We start from the raw sequence: 15,590 nt of genomic DNA, 5'->3' as shown, positions 1-15,590 counted from the left end.
ATGAATTCGTTATTGAAGAGGCAGATAAGGAAGAAACTATCTGATGATTTAAAAAATCATCCTGAAATTCAGGAGCTTTTAGCTGCGATTGATGGTTCGTATAATACCTATGAAGAGCAGTTTACTATGTTACAAAGAGCAATGTCAATAAGCTCGCAAGAATTATTTGATGCTAATAAGCAATTAACTGAAGAAGCAAAGCGACAAAGATTGGTTATTGAACGATTGAATGATGCTATAAAAACACTTCGATCAATCGACGAAAAAAAAGACAAAGAAACAGCAACAAATATAGAAGATCTTACAGGTATAGAATTGGCTACCTTGATTGAGAAACAAGCAGCTAAAATCTCTGATTTTGAAAAACAGAGAGCAAAAATGTTAAAGGACTTGGAGAAAAGTAATGAAGAATTAACTAGTTATGCGCAAGTCGTGTCTCATGATTTAAAATCCCCCTTACGAAACGTAAGTGCATTAATCGCTTGGATAAAAGAGGATGCTGATGAGTTGAGCGGTACTGTTTTGAGTCATTTTGGTCATATTGAACAAAATATTGAAAAAATGGATAGTATGATCGGAGGAATTTTGGAATATTCTCTGATCGATAAAAAAGATAAAATTGTAAATGAGGTAGATTTAAATGTATTGATATATCAAACAATAGAATCATTACATGCACCGGATTTTATAGAATTTAGTATAGATAATAAACTTCCGACAATAAGGAAAGATCCGCATAGGATTAAACAATTGTTTCAAAATTTGATTAGTAATGCCATCAAAGGGATGGATAAAGAAGAAGGGTATATCTATATTGGATCAAAAGAAGAAGAAGAGTATTGGGGATTTTATATAAAAGATAACGGGAAGGGAATACCGGATAAATATCACGAGAAGATTTTCAAAATCTTTCAAAGTATTGATTCTACAGAAGGATCAACCGGTATTGGACTATCTATAGTTAAAAAAATCATAGACTACTATGAAGGAAAAATTTGGTTGGAATCAGTCGTCGGGAAAGGGACTACCTTTTTCTTTACGATAAAAAAATGAAAAAAATATGTTTATAAGTTCTACAGACCCCCATAATGTAGCAGCTAAAATAAAGGAAAAAGCAGCTGGAAGAAAAGTAATTTTAACGGTACCAGAAAAAACAATACTGGATATACCTCAATTAATTGAAGAATTAAATAAACTGGATGTGCAGTTTATGGGAGGAATATTTCCTAAAATTATTTGTCAAAATGACCTTTATGATGAAGGTATTGTTGTCAATTTTGTTGATCGCGTTGCTACCCTTTTTGTTACTCAAAATTTAAGAGAAAAAGATTTTACAATTCCATCTACTGCTTTAGATAGAGAAAAAGACTATTGTGCTTTTACCATGATCGATGGTTTAACAGGTAATATTTCTAATTATTTATCAGAGTTATATAGGGTGTTCGGTACTAACTGTCTGTATTTAGGAGGCGGTGCAGGAAGTCTCACTCTAGAACAAAAACCTTGTGTATTTAGTAATGAAGGTTTTTTTATGAATGCAGCTATTACGATTATTTATGAAACATCAGGAAGTATTGGTGTACAACACGGATGGGAAAAAATAGAAGGGCCAATTATAGCTACTAAAACCGATAAAAATATAATACAAGAACTTAATTGGAGAAACGCTCTCGAGGTTTATAAAGAGATCGTTAAATCTGATTGTGGAAAAGAATTGAATGAAGATAATTTTTTCGATATAGCAAAATCGTATCCATTCGGAATTGTAAAGGATAATTCAGAATGTGTAGTTAGAGATCCAATTGCTACTAATGATAAGGGAGAATTGATCTGTGTAGGAGAAGTATTTAACAATACGATGTTGGATGTATTAAAAGGTAAAGAAGAAAATTTACTTGAATCTGCTAATAAGGCAGCTCAATTAGCCGTAGAAAGTTTCCCTAATCCAACATCGGCAGTTATAATTGATTGTATATCAAGAACATTGTTTTTAGAAGATCATTTTCAGAAAGAGTTAGATAACGTAGTGAGCCTTTTAAAAAAGGAAAATGATCAAATGTTTATTGGAGGAGCATTAACGTTAGGAGAAATATCTTCTTTCAATGGGTATTTAGAACTTTTTAACAAGACTATTGTAATAGGATTATTTGGTAGAAAATGAGTGTAAATATTAACAAACATATCGCAGATATTTTACAGCTTTACGAGTTTTCTATGTCTATAGGTAGGACCTTAGATTTTGATAAAAATTGTGATAATTTTTTAAAATTGTTGCTTGCTCGCAAAAACTTGAGTGGCTGCTGTGTAATTTCTAAAAAAGAAGATGAATATATAAGGTCTTATTCTTATCCTGCTGGATTGGTGGATGATAAAATGATGGAGCATAGTGATTTTTTAAATGATTGTTTTAAAGATGAAACGATAAAAACAGGTATGTTTATAGAAGATGAAGAAGAAATGACATCATCCTGTAGAACCGAAGGATCTTGGTTGTTCTTTAATCTTAAGAATGATAAGGGTTTAATGCTTATTAATCATAAAGGAACGGCTTTCAACCAAGTAGAAATTAATCAGTTGTCTCCTATAATGGATAAATTTTCGATTTCTCTAAAAGCTTGCGAATCTTTTAACAAACAGGATAATTTATTGAAAAGGCTAACGGCTCAAAACAAGGAGCTTAGAGAATTTACACAGGCAATTTCACATGATTTGAAATCACCTCTAAGAAATATTGTAACCTTAATCGCTTGGACTAAAGAAGATGGCCAAAACCTACAGGAGGATGTGGTTCAAAATTTAGAGAACATCGAGTATAATATAGAAAAAATGGATAACCTTATTAAAGGTTTACATACATACTCGACCATTGATAAGTTCGAAGAGAATGATAAAGAAATTGATTTAGAACCTTTCTTAGGAGAGATTATAGAATCATTAATAATACCAGACGAGGTACAATTTCATATAGAAAGTAATACGTCTAAATTATTTATGTATCCTACATTATTTCAAAATATTTTTTATCATTTGATCAGCAATGCTGTTAACAGTATGGATAAAGAAAAAGGAGAAATTTATATTAATATTAAGGAAGAAGAATCATATTTAAAGTGTAGTGTAAGGGATAATGGAAAGGGAATCCCTGAAAAATATCGAGAACGAATTTTTCAACTATTCGAAAGTATAGATTCTAAAAAAGAGTGTATTGGTATTGGATTACCGATTGTGAAGAAAATTGTAGATTATTATAAAGGTGATATACGGTTAGAATCAGAGGTTGGTAAAGGCACTACACTTTTCTTCACCTTACAAAAAGAGTAAAAACATGATAGAAACCCCAAACTTAGACTACATTAAAGACCTTGCGGCAGGTTCTGAAGAATTTGAACAAAAGGTAATTGGAATAATAAAGAAAGAATTTCCAGAAGAAAAAAAAGAATTTTTAAAAAATTATAATGCAAAAGCCTATATTGAAGCTGCAAAAGATGTTCACAAGTTAAAACATAAAATTGGAATGTTTGGATTCGAGGCTCAGTATAAAGTTACTGTTGCTTTTGAAGAAGATTTAAAAAAAGATGACACTTCGCTATATCCAAAATTTATGCTAATTTTAGAGAGTATTGAAGATTTTTTGAAGGTTATATAAAAACATTACGCTTATGAATTGTATTATTATTGATGATGAAGAAACTGCAAGATTAATTATTCAACAACTTTGTTCTCAAGTAGATCAATTGAATGTGGTTGAAGAATTTCCAAACGCAATTCAGGCTATCAAATTCTTAAATAGTAATTCGATTGATTTAATATTTTTAGATATTCATATGCCTGATTTTACAGGTTTTGATTTTATACAGACTTTAAAGAATCCTCCAAAAATAATATTGACCACTTCGGATGAGAAATTTGCTCTAGAAGCATTTGAATATGAATGTATTGTAGATTATTTGGTCAAGCCAATAACATTACCGCGTTTTGTTAAGGCAATCCAAAAAGCAGAAAGTACTCCAGATGTGAAATCTAGTCCCGCTGCTGTAAAAGATAATAAAGAACCTTCGGGTATTTCATCTGGAGAAAATGATCTTTATGTAAATATAGATAGAAGGTTGATAAAGATTGATATCCCAACGATTTTAATCATTGAAGCAAAGGGAGATTATATTCTTATCAAAACAGAAAGACAGAACTATACAGTACATTCTACGTTAAAAAAGATAGAGGAGAAATTACCGGATGACCTTTTCTTAAAAGTTCATAGGTCTTATATAATAAATATCAAAAGGATTATCGATATTGAAGATAACAGTGTTTTAATAGCTAAAGATGTTATTCCTGTTAGTAGATCTAATCGTCCGGAATTGATGAAACGCCTAAACTTATTATAATAAAATAGTCCAACATTAATAAAAGTATTTATTCAATAGGCCTAATTGTAGTATCCATTGAGTAAATTAATACACATACCGTATAAAAAATGCATTAATCTTTATAATATGATTAGTGCATTTTTCTTTTTTAAATCTTTTATGAGAAACCATTCGTCGATACACCCCTTAATTTAGTGCCGTCACAGCCTCATATAGCCCATCTATCGAAAATCGATGAAACGCCTGATCTTCAATAAAATACCAATTCATCGATAGATATCTACCACTCACCGAAAAATCTCGTTTAAACACCTATATCTAGGTAACTTTAAAGTAATGAAACGGAAAAGTATGCGCGCCTAAAATTAAGTTTCTGATTATTAATAAACCCCAATCTTCAGAAATTATGAAAAAATTATTACCTATTATACTGATCCTCTTAACTACCTATTCATGTTCAGTAGAAGATGATTCCGCTCCATTATTCATAGAACCAATATTTATGGATAATCCAACAGCAAAGTTGCTTGTTGATATAATATATGTAGTTCCTTCTGAAAGTCACGATAAGTCAATGTATCAACTGGATGAAGCTAAATATCTAGAATTTTTAAATGGTTGTTTTTTTAATAGAAATGATATCGGAATAGAAATGGGAGAATCAAGAGTCGTTATTAATAGCGAATTGTATGACCTTAAGGATAATAGAGGTAATGAATCAGCGGTATTTAGTAGAGAAACGCAGGATTCTTATAAACAAGATCGTTTAAATATATATGTAATCCCTAGAACTAATACCATTGCTATCGCAGGAATTGGTCTAAGACAAAGAGCTTTAATAACCGATGAATTTTTATTTAAATCTACTAGCCCACATGAAATAGGACATGCTCTTGGACTTTTTCATTGTGATGTAGAAGGGAATATTATGACTAGAGTAAGGCCCTATTTAAGAAAAGATTTTGACACAAATCAAGTGAATACGATGATGAGTAGTATTATGTCAATTAATTCTAATGATTAAAAATAATTGACTAATAGTTTTAAATAATACGTACTAGTAAACCTTTGGTAAAAACATGTTGAGATATTGAATTTACATCTAATAAACGATAGTTTGTTAACGATTTAAAAGAGTATGGTTTGTAGATTTAAGTTTGGTTTTGTTTTTGCCCCAGAGAGCGGAATAAATAATTATTTATTCCGCTCTCTTATGTAAAACCGTTACTAACTTCCTTTTATCTAGTAAAATAAACCATCCAACTGGTTATAGAGTTCACATAACGAGTAATTCATTAATTATCTACAAGTCTTAACTAATTTTGAGTAAACCAAATACCGAAAATCTATATTATTATGAAACGAATTTTTACTTTTTTAGCCGCTATAATAAGCTTATCTATTTCTGCGCAGCAGGAATTTGATTGTAATGATGGTACTTTTTACCAAGTAATTTCTGGATCTATGAAAGCATATGATCCAATAACTGGATCATATTCTGAAGCTTTACATTCTTACAGCTCATATAATGCTGGAGGATATAATGCTGTAGATAATTTTTTGTACGCAATTAAAAAGAGTGATAAACATTTATTACGAATTGCAAAAGACATGATTGTAGATTTAGGTGCGGTAGCACCAAACGGTACCACAGTATTTGGTGGAGGGTATGCAGCAGATGTAGATCCTGACGGGAATTTGTGGGTGTTTCAAAATAATAATAAAAGAACTTTTCACAAGATTATTAATTTAAAAGATTATGATGGGAGTTATTCTCCGCAATTCGAAATTGTAGAAGCAGATGTTACAGCGCCAAGTACTTGTGCTGATATTGTATATGTTAATGGTGCTTTTTATGGAGGAAGTAGAGGTAAACTGTTTAAATGGGATTTGTCTTCTGGAACTCCGGTGTTTTCTAGTAAATCTGTTGAAAATTTACCATTTAGCACATTTGGAGCGGCATATGCAGATACAGATAACAGATTATATTTTTCTGATAATAATGGTGGGTTATATTTAATTAATGACTATGAAGGTACAAATCCTTCCGCTACATTATTAAACTTAACAGAAACTACGAATTCTAATGATGGATTTAAATGTGCTAGTGGTATTTCTCCTTTAGATAAAGATGCTGATGGGATCTTAGATTCTATGGATGCGGATGTAGATGGAGATGGATTGTCGAACATAGTAGAATGTAATGGTGTAGATCCTTATGGGGATATAGATGATGACGGGATGTTTAATTATTTAGATAATGATATAAGTGGTAACGGAGATAATGTGGTACAAGATGCTTTTGATAGAGACGGAGATGGAAATCCTGATTTTTTAGATATTGATTCAGATAATGATGGAATTTATGATATTGTAGAAGCTGGAGCTGTAAGTAATGATACTAATAATGATGGAGTTTGTAACAATCAAGATACTGGATATCAAGATACAGATAATGACGGAATTGCTGATGCATTTGATACAGATCAATTAGGTACAGATTTTATTCCATTAGATACAGACAATGATCAAGTGTATGATTGTTATGACATTGATTCTGATAATGATGGGATTATTGATTTAATAGAAGGGCAAGATTCAACTACATTTTTAGGACTTTCTAATACAGATGAAGATAGAGATGGATTAGATGATAATTTTGATCCAGATTTCGGAGGATCAACGAATGGAGATGTTGATACAGATGGAGATAATGATTATAATCACTTAGATGTAGATTCTGATAACGATGGTATTTCTGATAACACTGAAGCATATGATAGTGATGGAGATGGGAACATAGAAACTTATCCTTCAGGAATTGATGCTGATAATGATGGTTTAGATGATCACTACGATCAAAGAAAAACTGGTTTTGATTCAGAAAATGGAGGTCAGACTCCAGCAAGTTTTCCAATACCAGCAATATGTGATAGATATAATTATTTAGGAGATTTCGACTCTAATGGAAAGCCATTATATTTAGATGGTCAGGATGTGGTAAGTCAGCAAACAGTTGATATGATTAATAATGCATTACCAGAAGGGTATCCTGTGCCAGATTTTAATCCGCACTATATTTCATCTGGATACGACACAGATGTGGTTTTGCAAGAAGATGCTGAAATCTGGATCACATTTGTGGGAGAAGGTGCTGGTTATAAAAATACTTTAGGGTTTTATACATATGATGCCGATAACCCTTACGAAACAATTCCTCAACCAGAAGACATCACTATTATTTTTCCTAATGTATCTGCAGTAGGAAGTGGTGGAGATTTAGAGGTAGGTGATAAAGTAAGTATAGGTAGTTTTCCTCCTAATACAGGAATCGGGTGGGTGTTATTAGCAAATGCATGGAAAGATGGATGTGTGGATACAGGTAACTGGCAATTATATTCTAATCCAGATTATAATCCAGAAAGTGATGAAACATTAAGATATCATAACGTACTACTTAATGATCCAGATTCTGATAGAATAATTCTAGGGTTCGAAGATATTAGAAGAGATTATGCTTCTTGTGATCAAGATTTTAATGATGCCTTATTCTATATCACTGCAAGTCCAATAACAGCAATTAAAACAGATAATTATGCCGATATAAATAGTGCTACTGATGTTACATCAGCTAATGATGGAGGATTAGAAAGTAATGGAGATCTTGCAAGTTTAATAGCGCAACGTAATTTTAACAGAACGAAGTCAAACTTGATTTTTAATACTAAGAAATCACAGAAAAGATTTCAACCAGGTGTTGTATCATATAAGTCCAGAAACAATGAAGATTTAAGCCTTTATTTCCCAACTACAGGAGTGGTAGGATCAGAATCTACGTATGTATCTAGTCCAGAAGATTTACTTGGAATAACGAATGCTAATTCAGTATTCTCTGTAGACTATTATCAAAATGAAGAAAGAGTAGCTGCAGGATTAGCAACTACAACAACAGGAAATATTTATGACCATTCTAAGACTATATGTGATCGTCTTAACGGATCTAAATTATTAGATTTAAGAACAGTAGTGATTAGAAATCATACGATTATTAGTACTCGTATAGAAAGAGCTACAGGAGAAATAGAATATGCTTTGACTTTTTCTATAAAAGAAGGAGAATCTGAAAATGAAATCTATAGTCTGTGGAACATTGATAGCTATCCAGAAGGAGATTATACAAACTTCCAAGTTTGGGGTGGTTCTGTAGCGCAAGTTGCTAATATTGCAAATCATATTTTAGACACTTTTATTGCCGATAAACCAATGAGAAGTCATGAAGTATCTAATAGAATACCAACCATTTTCGTAGAAAAAGGAAGATATGATAATGGAGAATTAGTATTAGATATTGTAAACAAATCTGGAGCATCTTCAATGAATTTTGATGGAAACATTAGACGAACTGAGTTGTCTTCTGAAGTAGCATTAAGACAAACAGTTTCTTTATCAGGAGCATATAGAGAGCAAATAAAAGTAGATACTGGATTCTTATTTGACATTGGATTTTCTATCAACGGACAAGAGTCTACTCAAATAGATGCTTTATACTTAGCAGATGGACCTTGGGGAGTTGATTATAGAGAAGAAGCAGTAGTTCTAGAAAGTTTTGAAATCTTAGAACAAACCGAAGCGACTTCTGATGAGAACTACACAATAGAAAGAGGTGTTGCTGTAAGAGGAGAGGTAAATGAAACGATGAACATTTTCAGAAATGTTTTAGCAGGTGATCTAACACTAAATGTAGAAAACTATGACGCATTACAGTTCGAGATGAATACTACCAGCAATATTGAAGTTATTTTGGTAACAAAAGACCTTACTGATTGGAATGATAGATTAAGATTTACAATAGAAGCGAATTCTGATAACACACTATATAATATAGCTTTTGCAGATTTTAAAAATGCAGCTGGCGTATCAGTTAATGTAACAGACGTAAGAAGCGTTGTGTTCTCTATCCAAGGAGACTATCAAAACTTTTCATCCTTTGATGTTGAGATTTCTGAATTGGTATTTACTAACAATAACATATTAAGCACAGAAGAGTATGAGATTCAGGAAAAAGTAGAGAACGTACTAAATTATCCGAATCCATTTCAGGCAACCACTTTTATAAGAGTGCCTGAGACCTTAAAAGGAACGATAACGATTACTGTTGTTGATATGTTAGGAAGAATCGTAAGAAATGAAGAATTACAAATGATATCTAGCAATGAAGCTAAGTTTGATGCTCAAGATTTACATACTGGAATATATAAATATGTAGTTTCAGATACGAATAAGAGAAAATATCAAGGTAGTTTCATGAAAGAATAATGAAAGAATAATGAAAGATTTAGGTTGAGTTTTGGGGTCTAATAGCGAGAATAAAATAATTTATTCTCGCTATTTTACTTGTGATTTATAAGCCTGAAGATTTAGTTTTTCGATCTTATTATTAAAAAGAGGTTTCTCTAAGAAATACCATTTTAGTTTAAAACCAATTTCTGTAAATTCGAAACCGGCTGCAGTAGCAGATGCTATATTACTGTATTTACCATAAATGTTAGCAATAAATCTCTTTGAAAAATTATGTCCAATTTTACCTTCTGCTCTAAAAGTAGTAGACGCTGGATCATCTTCTACATATTGGCGACCTACTGCGCTGCTAAAACGATAAAACCAATCATTATTCTGATCGTTTTGTATCTCAGCAAAAAATTCTACTAAATTAAATGACGAAGGACTGAAATAAATAGTAGGAACTTGATCATTAAAAGAAATATATTGATAGTTTAGACCAACTTTTAGCGTAGGTCGATTCAATACATTGTAGTATAAGGAAGTAAATAATAAGTTTCTACTATTGTCATCAGATTGCGAGGTATATATAGCTTGCGTATACCATCCTAAATTAATATTAGTTCCTAGGTTATAGTTAAGAGAATAATTATTCATAATTATTTCTCTATCGATAAGATCTGCGTTAAAATTTTGAAGTTCTCTTTTATAACCAATATCTAAACTCTGAAGTTTAAAGGGTTTTGTACTCAAAATAACTTCACCAATGATTCCGGTATAACTATTAGTTATAGCATTAGCACTATTAAATCCTAGATTAGTTTTAATGCCAATCTTACCAGTAAATTCATAATCTAGCCCTATAGCAGCTTCGTGAGATTCAGCTTTTACATTTGTTTCTGTATTTTCGGTAGATCTAAATGAATAACTACTTTTTACTTTTAACTTAGTAGATAAAGGAATTTCGGCGTTAAAATTGGTGTTGATTGCCTCATTATTACCATTGTCAAAAGTGTATGCCGTTTTGTTTTCAATAAATGGAGTATGAGAAATTTTTAAGTCAGAAATTAATTTTTCTGCATCTGGTTGTTTTGGGTAAAAAGAAAGTGTTTTAAAAGCGAATTCATAAGCTTTCATGTCTAATCCAGAAGCTCTGTATGCGTTAGCAATACCGAGATTACCATCAAACGAACTTTTGTCAGAATCTAGAATGGTATTATACTGATCGAGACTCATCTTAAAATCACTGGTATACATACCGTAAGTTGCTTGTAGGCTTGATAATTTAGAATTACCAGGGTATTTGTTTTTAAGTTCATCAATAGAGGTTTTAGCATCCTTAAATTTTCTATTCCAAAAAAGAGCCTGTATATACCGTTCATAAGAGCTTAATAGCAGTTCTTTATCTGAGGCTAGTTTTTTAGCTTTTGTTAAAGATTCTGTAGCTAAATCAAGCGCCTTTTTTTCTTTGTGCATTTTATGCGCTACTAATGATAAACCTTGTAAAGAGATGATACTGTCTTTTGGGCTTTTTGCTGTTTTATAGTACATTTCTTCTGCATCAGTATATTGATTAATTACCAGATGTATGTTAGCTTTATTTAATAAAGTGTCTTTGTCATCAGGGAAATCTTGTAGGTTTTGATCTAAGATAGTTAAAGCTTTTTCATATTGTTTGTCTTGGGATAAAGTAAAAGCATATCCCAAACGCACATATTTTCTAGAAATAAGGGCATTCCTATTATCAGGTTGTAGATCTAAAGCCTTATTTACTGTTTCTAAGGCAAGAGGATATTTTTTTAAATTAGAAAGTGTATTTGCATATCCAAGTACAGCAGCAAAACTATCTGGTTTTTCTTGTACAATCCCTTGATAATAAGTTTCAGCCTTTATAAAATCTTTATTCCATAACAGGGATTCGGCGTAATTCAGCTTTATTTCAAAATCATCAGGATATTTTGCTTTCAACTCCGTAAAAATAGCTACTGCTTTTTCGGATTCACCAAGAAGACCTATTGCTCGACCATAACATAATTTGGCTGTTCGGTTGTCTGGATACTCTTGAAGAACATTTTTAAAAAAAACTTTAGCTTCTTTGTAGTTACCATTCTCGAGATGGTTAAATCCTTCTTTCATATCCTGTCCTATAGAGATATGGCTAATACAAAGAAAGAACATTAAAAATAATACTTTGTTCATAGACAAGTTTTCATTGTTAACAAGGTAAGAATATCTTTTCAGAATGCTTTTTTTATTGGTAAAATCTTTACATAAAGTTTTAGGTAGATAAGGTATGTCTTTGTCTTAATATTGAAAAACTTATGAATACTTTTTTTGAGGGAATTTTCTACTTTTATTGCGGAATTTTCCCTTTTTAGATTGAGGATAACCTTTTTTAAATGTTAAAAAAGTGAGGGAATTGAGGTTTTTTCTTGCTAAAAAAGTTAATTAAAAGTTAAAATTATCGACAAAATACAAGAAGACACGTTGTAATACACGAATTTTAATTCGAACCTTCGTTTTGTTATGGTTTTACAGTAGTGTTTAACCGACTAATATATCTAAATTTACATAAGGCTGATTAATAGTTGTTTATATTCAGTTTGTTATTTTCACCATTCATCTATACTAACTTGTAACTCATCTAAAAACCTAGACTAAAATAAAAAGGAATAATCACCTTTATACTATAACCCAAAATAAAATAATATGGCCTTAAAAATTACTAATAACTATGGAATCTTCGAATTAGAAGGAAATGTTGAAGGAACAAATGCAATGTCACTAAAACATCATTTTGAACAATTAATGATTTCTTCCGAAAAGATGATTTTATCTCTAGAAAAAGTTAAGAGAATTGATGCCCACGGAATTCAGGTATTGACTAACTTATATAGAAGAGCAATCAAAAAAAATAAGATTTTCTATATGATCGGATCCGAAAACCATATGATTACTAAAGCCTTTGGTAAAGTTAATTATATGATTAGAAAAGATTTTGTTTAAAAAATAACCCCAAAATTAAAGATCATGGAATTAGAAATAAATAATGTCAATGGAAGAATAGAGGTAGTAGGAGATTTTACATCTCAAAATGTACATAAAGTGAAAGAACATTTTAATTACTTATTAGATCATTATGAAGAGGTAGTAATGTGTCTTAATAAAGTGAAAAAGATAGATAAAAAAGCTTTACCTGTTTTGAAAAAAATATATACTAAAGCTCAAAGAAGAAGTAAAGTATTATTTATCCTAGGGATAAGTAACAAAAAAGTTTTTAAATTTTTAAAAAGAAATAAACTTACACATATATATAGAAATGATTACTAGCACATTCATTCCAAAACTCACATCGGAACAAAAATTTATGCTTAGCGTTATTGTTGTTAATGCAGGGAATTATCTGTATAACTTATTGTTAGGGAGAATTTTAGGTCCAGAAATGTTTGCAGATGCCGCATTATTGATAACATTTTTGTTGGTGTTGTCTTTCGTAGCAATGACATTTCAATTAGCAACGGCCAAGTTTTCTGTTTTATTTGAGAATACTACTTTTAAGAGTTTTATTTCTTTAGCATATAAATATGCAGGTATTACCGGTATCGTAATAGGTGCAGCGATGATTGTTTTTGCTAAACAGTTGCAAGAACTTTTTAATACCAATTCTTCATTAATGTTTACCCTTTTTGGATTAGGAGTACCGATCTATTTTGTAATGAGCGTAAACAGAGGTTTTTTTCAAGGTACAAAGAGGTTCGAGAAATTAGCTTGGACATATCAAGGGGAAATGTTTAGTCGTTTGATTATTACATTGTTGTTGATTTTTACGATTTCTCAAGTAAGCTCTTCGATTTTAGTAGTAACAGGTATTGTAATTTCATTCTTTTTTGGTCTCTTACCTTTTAAAAAAGAGAACTTTTCTTTGCGGGTGCGAAATGTGTTAAGTAAAGAACAAACGAGTCAAATTAGTAAGTTTTTTGTCCTTACAGCTTTTTATGAGTTAACCCAAATTATAATTAATAATAGTGATATCCTATTAGTGAAACATTATTTTGCAGAATATGATGCTGGATTATATGCTTCTCTTGCGCTTATAGGAAGAGTGGTGTATTTTGTAACTTGGATGTTCGTAATGCTTCTATTACCAGCCGTAATAGAAAAGAAAAAATTAGGAGAAGCTACAGCTCCAATTCTAGTTAAATATGTCGGCTATGTTGTAGGGCTAGCTTCTGTAGTTGTTTTGGGTTGTTATCTTTTTCCAGAATTAGCAATCCATGTTTTATTTGGAGACGCATATTTATCAATGGCTCCGTTACTTTGGAAATATGCTGTCGCAACTGCATTGTTTGCAGTGTCTAACATATTCGCATATTACTTTTTATCTTTAGATCAATATATACCAGTAGTCGTTTCTGGATTACTGGGAATTTCTCAAATTTTATTAATCGTGTTTTTTCATAATTCGTTATTGGAAGTTGTTATAGTACAAATAGTCGCAATGGCTGTTTTATTAGTTGTTCAGCTAGCGTATTTCTTTTATAAATATGGGGAAAATTCAAACTAAATTAGTATATTTTACATTCGTCGACACAAAATTGTCTCTCAACGAAAACAAATGCGATCTTAAAGAGATATAATACATCTTTGTGATATCCCTTAGATCTCAATTTAATATAAATCTACAATCATGAAATTAGCAATTGTAACTGCTTATCCACCAAGTAAAGTAACATTAAATGAATATGCATTTCATTTAGTGAAGCATTTTAGACAACAACAAGAGGTTACTGAGTTAATCTTGTTGACTGATATTTCGGAATCGGAAGCTAATGTAGAGTTCGAAGAAGCAGGTTGTAAAGTGATTGTAAAGTCCTGTTGGAAATTTAATAGTTATAAAAATATAAGAACGGTTATGAAAGCCGTTAAGCAAACAAAACCGGAAGCGATTCTTTTTAATCTTCAATTTATGAAGTTTGGAGATAAGAAAATTGCAGCTGCTTTGGGTTTATTGTTGCCGTTTTTGTGCAAAATGAAAAAGATTCCAACGGTTGTTTTGTTACACAATATTATGGAGCAAGTAGATTTAGGTAAAGCTGGTTTTACAAATAATGTTGTATTAAAAACGGTGTTTAATTGGATTGGAACAGCATTAACAAGATTCGTATTAGCTTCTGATCGAGTAGCGGTAACTATTAGTAAATACGTCGATATTCTTGAAAAGAAATATAATGCCAAAAATGTAGTGCTTATTCCTCACGGTACTTTTGAGATTCCGGAAGAACCTTCTTATGATTTACCGGATGGGCCACTCAAGGTTATGACTTTTGGGAAGTTTGGAACTTATAAAAAAGTTGAAATTTTAATTGATGCAGTAAAAAAAGTAAGAGCTGCTACTGGTGCTAATCTAGAAGTAGTTATTGCAGGTACAGATAACCCAAATACACCTGGATATTTAGAAAATGTAAAAAAACAATACCAGGATGTACCACAATTAACATTTACAGGATATGTAGAAGAGGAGGATGTTCCTGTAATTTTTGGAGAAAGTGCCATGGTGGTATTTCCTTACACCTCTACTACTGGAAGTTCTGGTGTATTGCACCAGGCGGGAAGCTATGGCAAATCTGTAGTAATGCCTGATCTAGGTGATCTTAGTATATTAGTAAAAGAAGAAGGGTATAGAGGAGAGTTTTTTGATCCTAAAAGTACAGATAGCCTAGCTACGGCAATCGAAAAACTAGTAGTTGATACTACATATAGAAATCAATTAGCAAAGGCAAATTATAAAGCAGCAACAGCATTCCCGATGAGTAGAATAACCAAAATGTACTTAGATACTTTTAAGAATATTAAGAAAGGTAAAAGCAAAAAGAACGAGAAAGAATTACAAGGAGTATCTGTTTAAATAAACGGATGTTCTTTATGTATATTTAATAATTAAGT

12 protein-coding genes are annotated in these 15,590 nt (G+C 31.3%); 11 read left to right on the top strand and 1 reads right to left on the bottom strand.

Translation table 11 applies throughout. From position 1 onward, the window contains the following. From D1815_RS13945 to D1815_RS13915, 7 genes are all read left to right on the top strand, one after another. Positions 1 to 1,053, top strand: coding sequence for an ATP-binding protein (locus D1815_RS13945; protein WP_118387696.1), 1,053 nt, complete (start codon positions 1 to 3; stop codon positions 1,051 to 1,053). Between the two features lie 7 nt (positions 1,054 to 1,060). After that, positions 1,061 to 2,161, top strand: coding sequence for an FIST signal transduction protein (locus D1815_RS13940; RefSeq protein ID WP_118387694.1), 1,101 nt, complete (start codon positions 1,061 to 1,063; stop codon positions 2,159 to 2,161). After that, complete coding sequence (locus tag D1815_RS13935; protein WP_118387692.1) at positions 2,158 to 3,321, top strand: ATP-binding protein; 1,164 nt, start codon at positions 2,158 to 2,160, stop codon at positions 3,319 to 3,321. Before D1815_RS13940 ends, D1815_RS13935 begins: the two co-directional genes overlap by 4 nt. A gap of 4 nt (positions 3,322 to 3,325) precedes the next feature. Then, entirely contained in the window at positions 3,326 to 3,646 is a 321-nt protein-coding gene (locus D1815_RS13930) for an Hpt domain-containing protein (protein ID WP_118387690.1), read from the top strand. A gap of 13 nt (positions 3,647 to 3,659) precedes the next feature. Then, the gene (locus D1815_RS13925; RefSeq protein WP_118387688.1) at positions 3,660 to 4,385 is read left to right on the top strand and encodes a LytTR family DNA-binding domain-containing protein; all 726 of its coding nucleotides are present in this window, start codon (positions 3,660 to 3,662) and stop codon (positions 4,383 to 4,385) included. 388 nt (positions 4,386 to 4,773) lie between these two features. Next, positions 4,774 to 5,391, top strand: a complete 618-nt coding sequence (locus D1815_RS13920) for a matrixin family metalloprotease (protein WP_118387686.1) — start codon at positions 4,774 to 4,776, stop codon at positions 5,389 to 5,391. Between the two features lie 332 nt (positions 5,392 to 5,723). Then, positions 5,724 to 9,683, top strand: a complete 3,960-nt coding sequence (locus D1815_RS13915; RefSeq protein ID WP_118387684.1) for a DUF4114 domain-containing protein — start codon at positions 5,724 to 5,726, stop codon at positions 9,681 to 9,683. 69 nt (positions 9,684 to 9,752) lie between these two features. Here D1815_RS13915 and D1815_RS13910 read toward each other — a convergent pair whose 3' ends face one another. Beyond that, a complete protein-coding gene (locus D1815_RS13910; RefSeq protein ID WP_233557640.1) occupies positions 9,753 to 11,846 on the bottom strand; it encodes a lipopolysaccharide assembly protein LapB in 2,094 nt (697 codons plus the stop codon). A 510-nt stretch (positions 11,847 to 12,356) separates the two neighbouring features. On the opposite strand from D1815_RS13910, the gene D1815_RS13905 reads away from it, so the two are divergent. The 4 genes from D1815_RS13905 (at position 12,357) to D1815_RS13890 (ending at position 15,552) form a co-directional block, all read left to right on the top strand. Next, positions 12,357 to 12,653: an STAS domain-containing protein gene (locus tag D1815_RS13905; RefSeq protein ID WP_108805082.1), complete on the top strand. Its 297-nt coding sequence runs from the start codon at positions 12,357 to 12,359 to the stop codon at positions 12,651 to 12,653. 24 nt (positions 12,654 to 12,677) lie between these two features. After that, complete coding sequence (locus tag D1815_RS13900) at positions 12,678 to 12,977, top strand: STAS domain-containing protein (protein WP_118387682.1); 300 nt, start codon at positions 12,678 to 12,680, stop codon at positions 12,975 to 12,977. 37 nt (positions 12,978 to 13,014) lie between these two features. Further along, complete coding sequence (locus tag D1815_RS13895) at positions 13,015 to 14,211, top strand: oligosaccharide flippase family protein (RefSeq protein ID WP_118390003.1); 1,197 nt, start codon at positions 13,015 to 13,017, stop codon at positions 14,209 to 14,211. A 123-nt stretch (positions 14,212 to 14,334) separates the two neighbouring features. Next, complete coding sequence (locus D1815_RS13890; RefSeq protein WP_118387680.1) at positions 14,335 to 15,552, top strand: glycosyltransferase; 1,218 nt, start codon at positions 14,335 to 14,337, stop codon at positions 15,550 to 15,552. Positions 15,553 to 15,590: the final 38 nt, after the last annotated feature.

The sequence above is a fragment of the Aquimarina sp. AD1 genome, from assembly GCF_003443695.1.
Classification (GTDB): domain Bacteria; phylum Bacteroidota; class Bacteroidia; order Flavobacteriales; family Flavobacteriaceae; genus Aquimarina; species Aquimarina latercula.
Note: the sequence above shows the minus strand (reverse complement) of the source record. Positions and strands in the feature narration are given on the sequence as shown.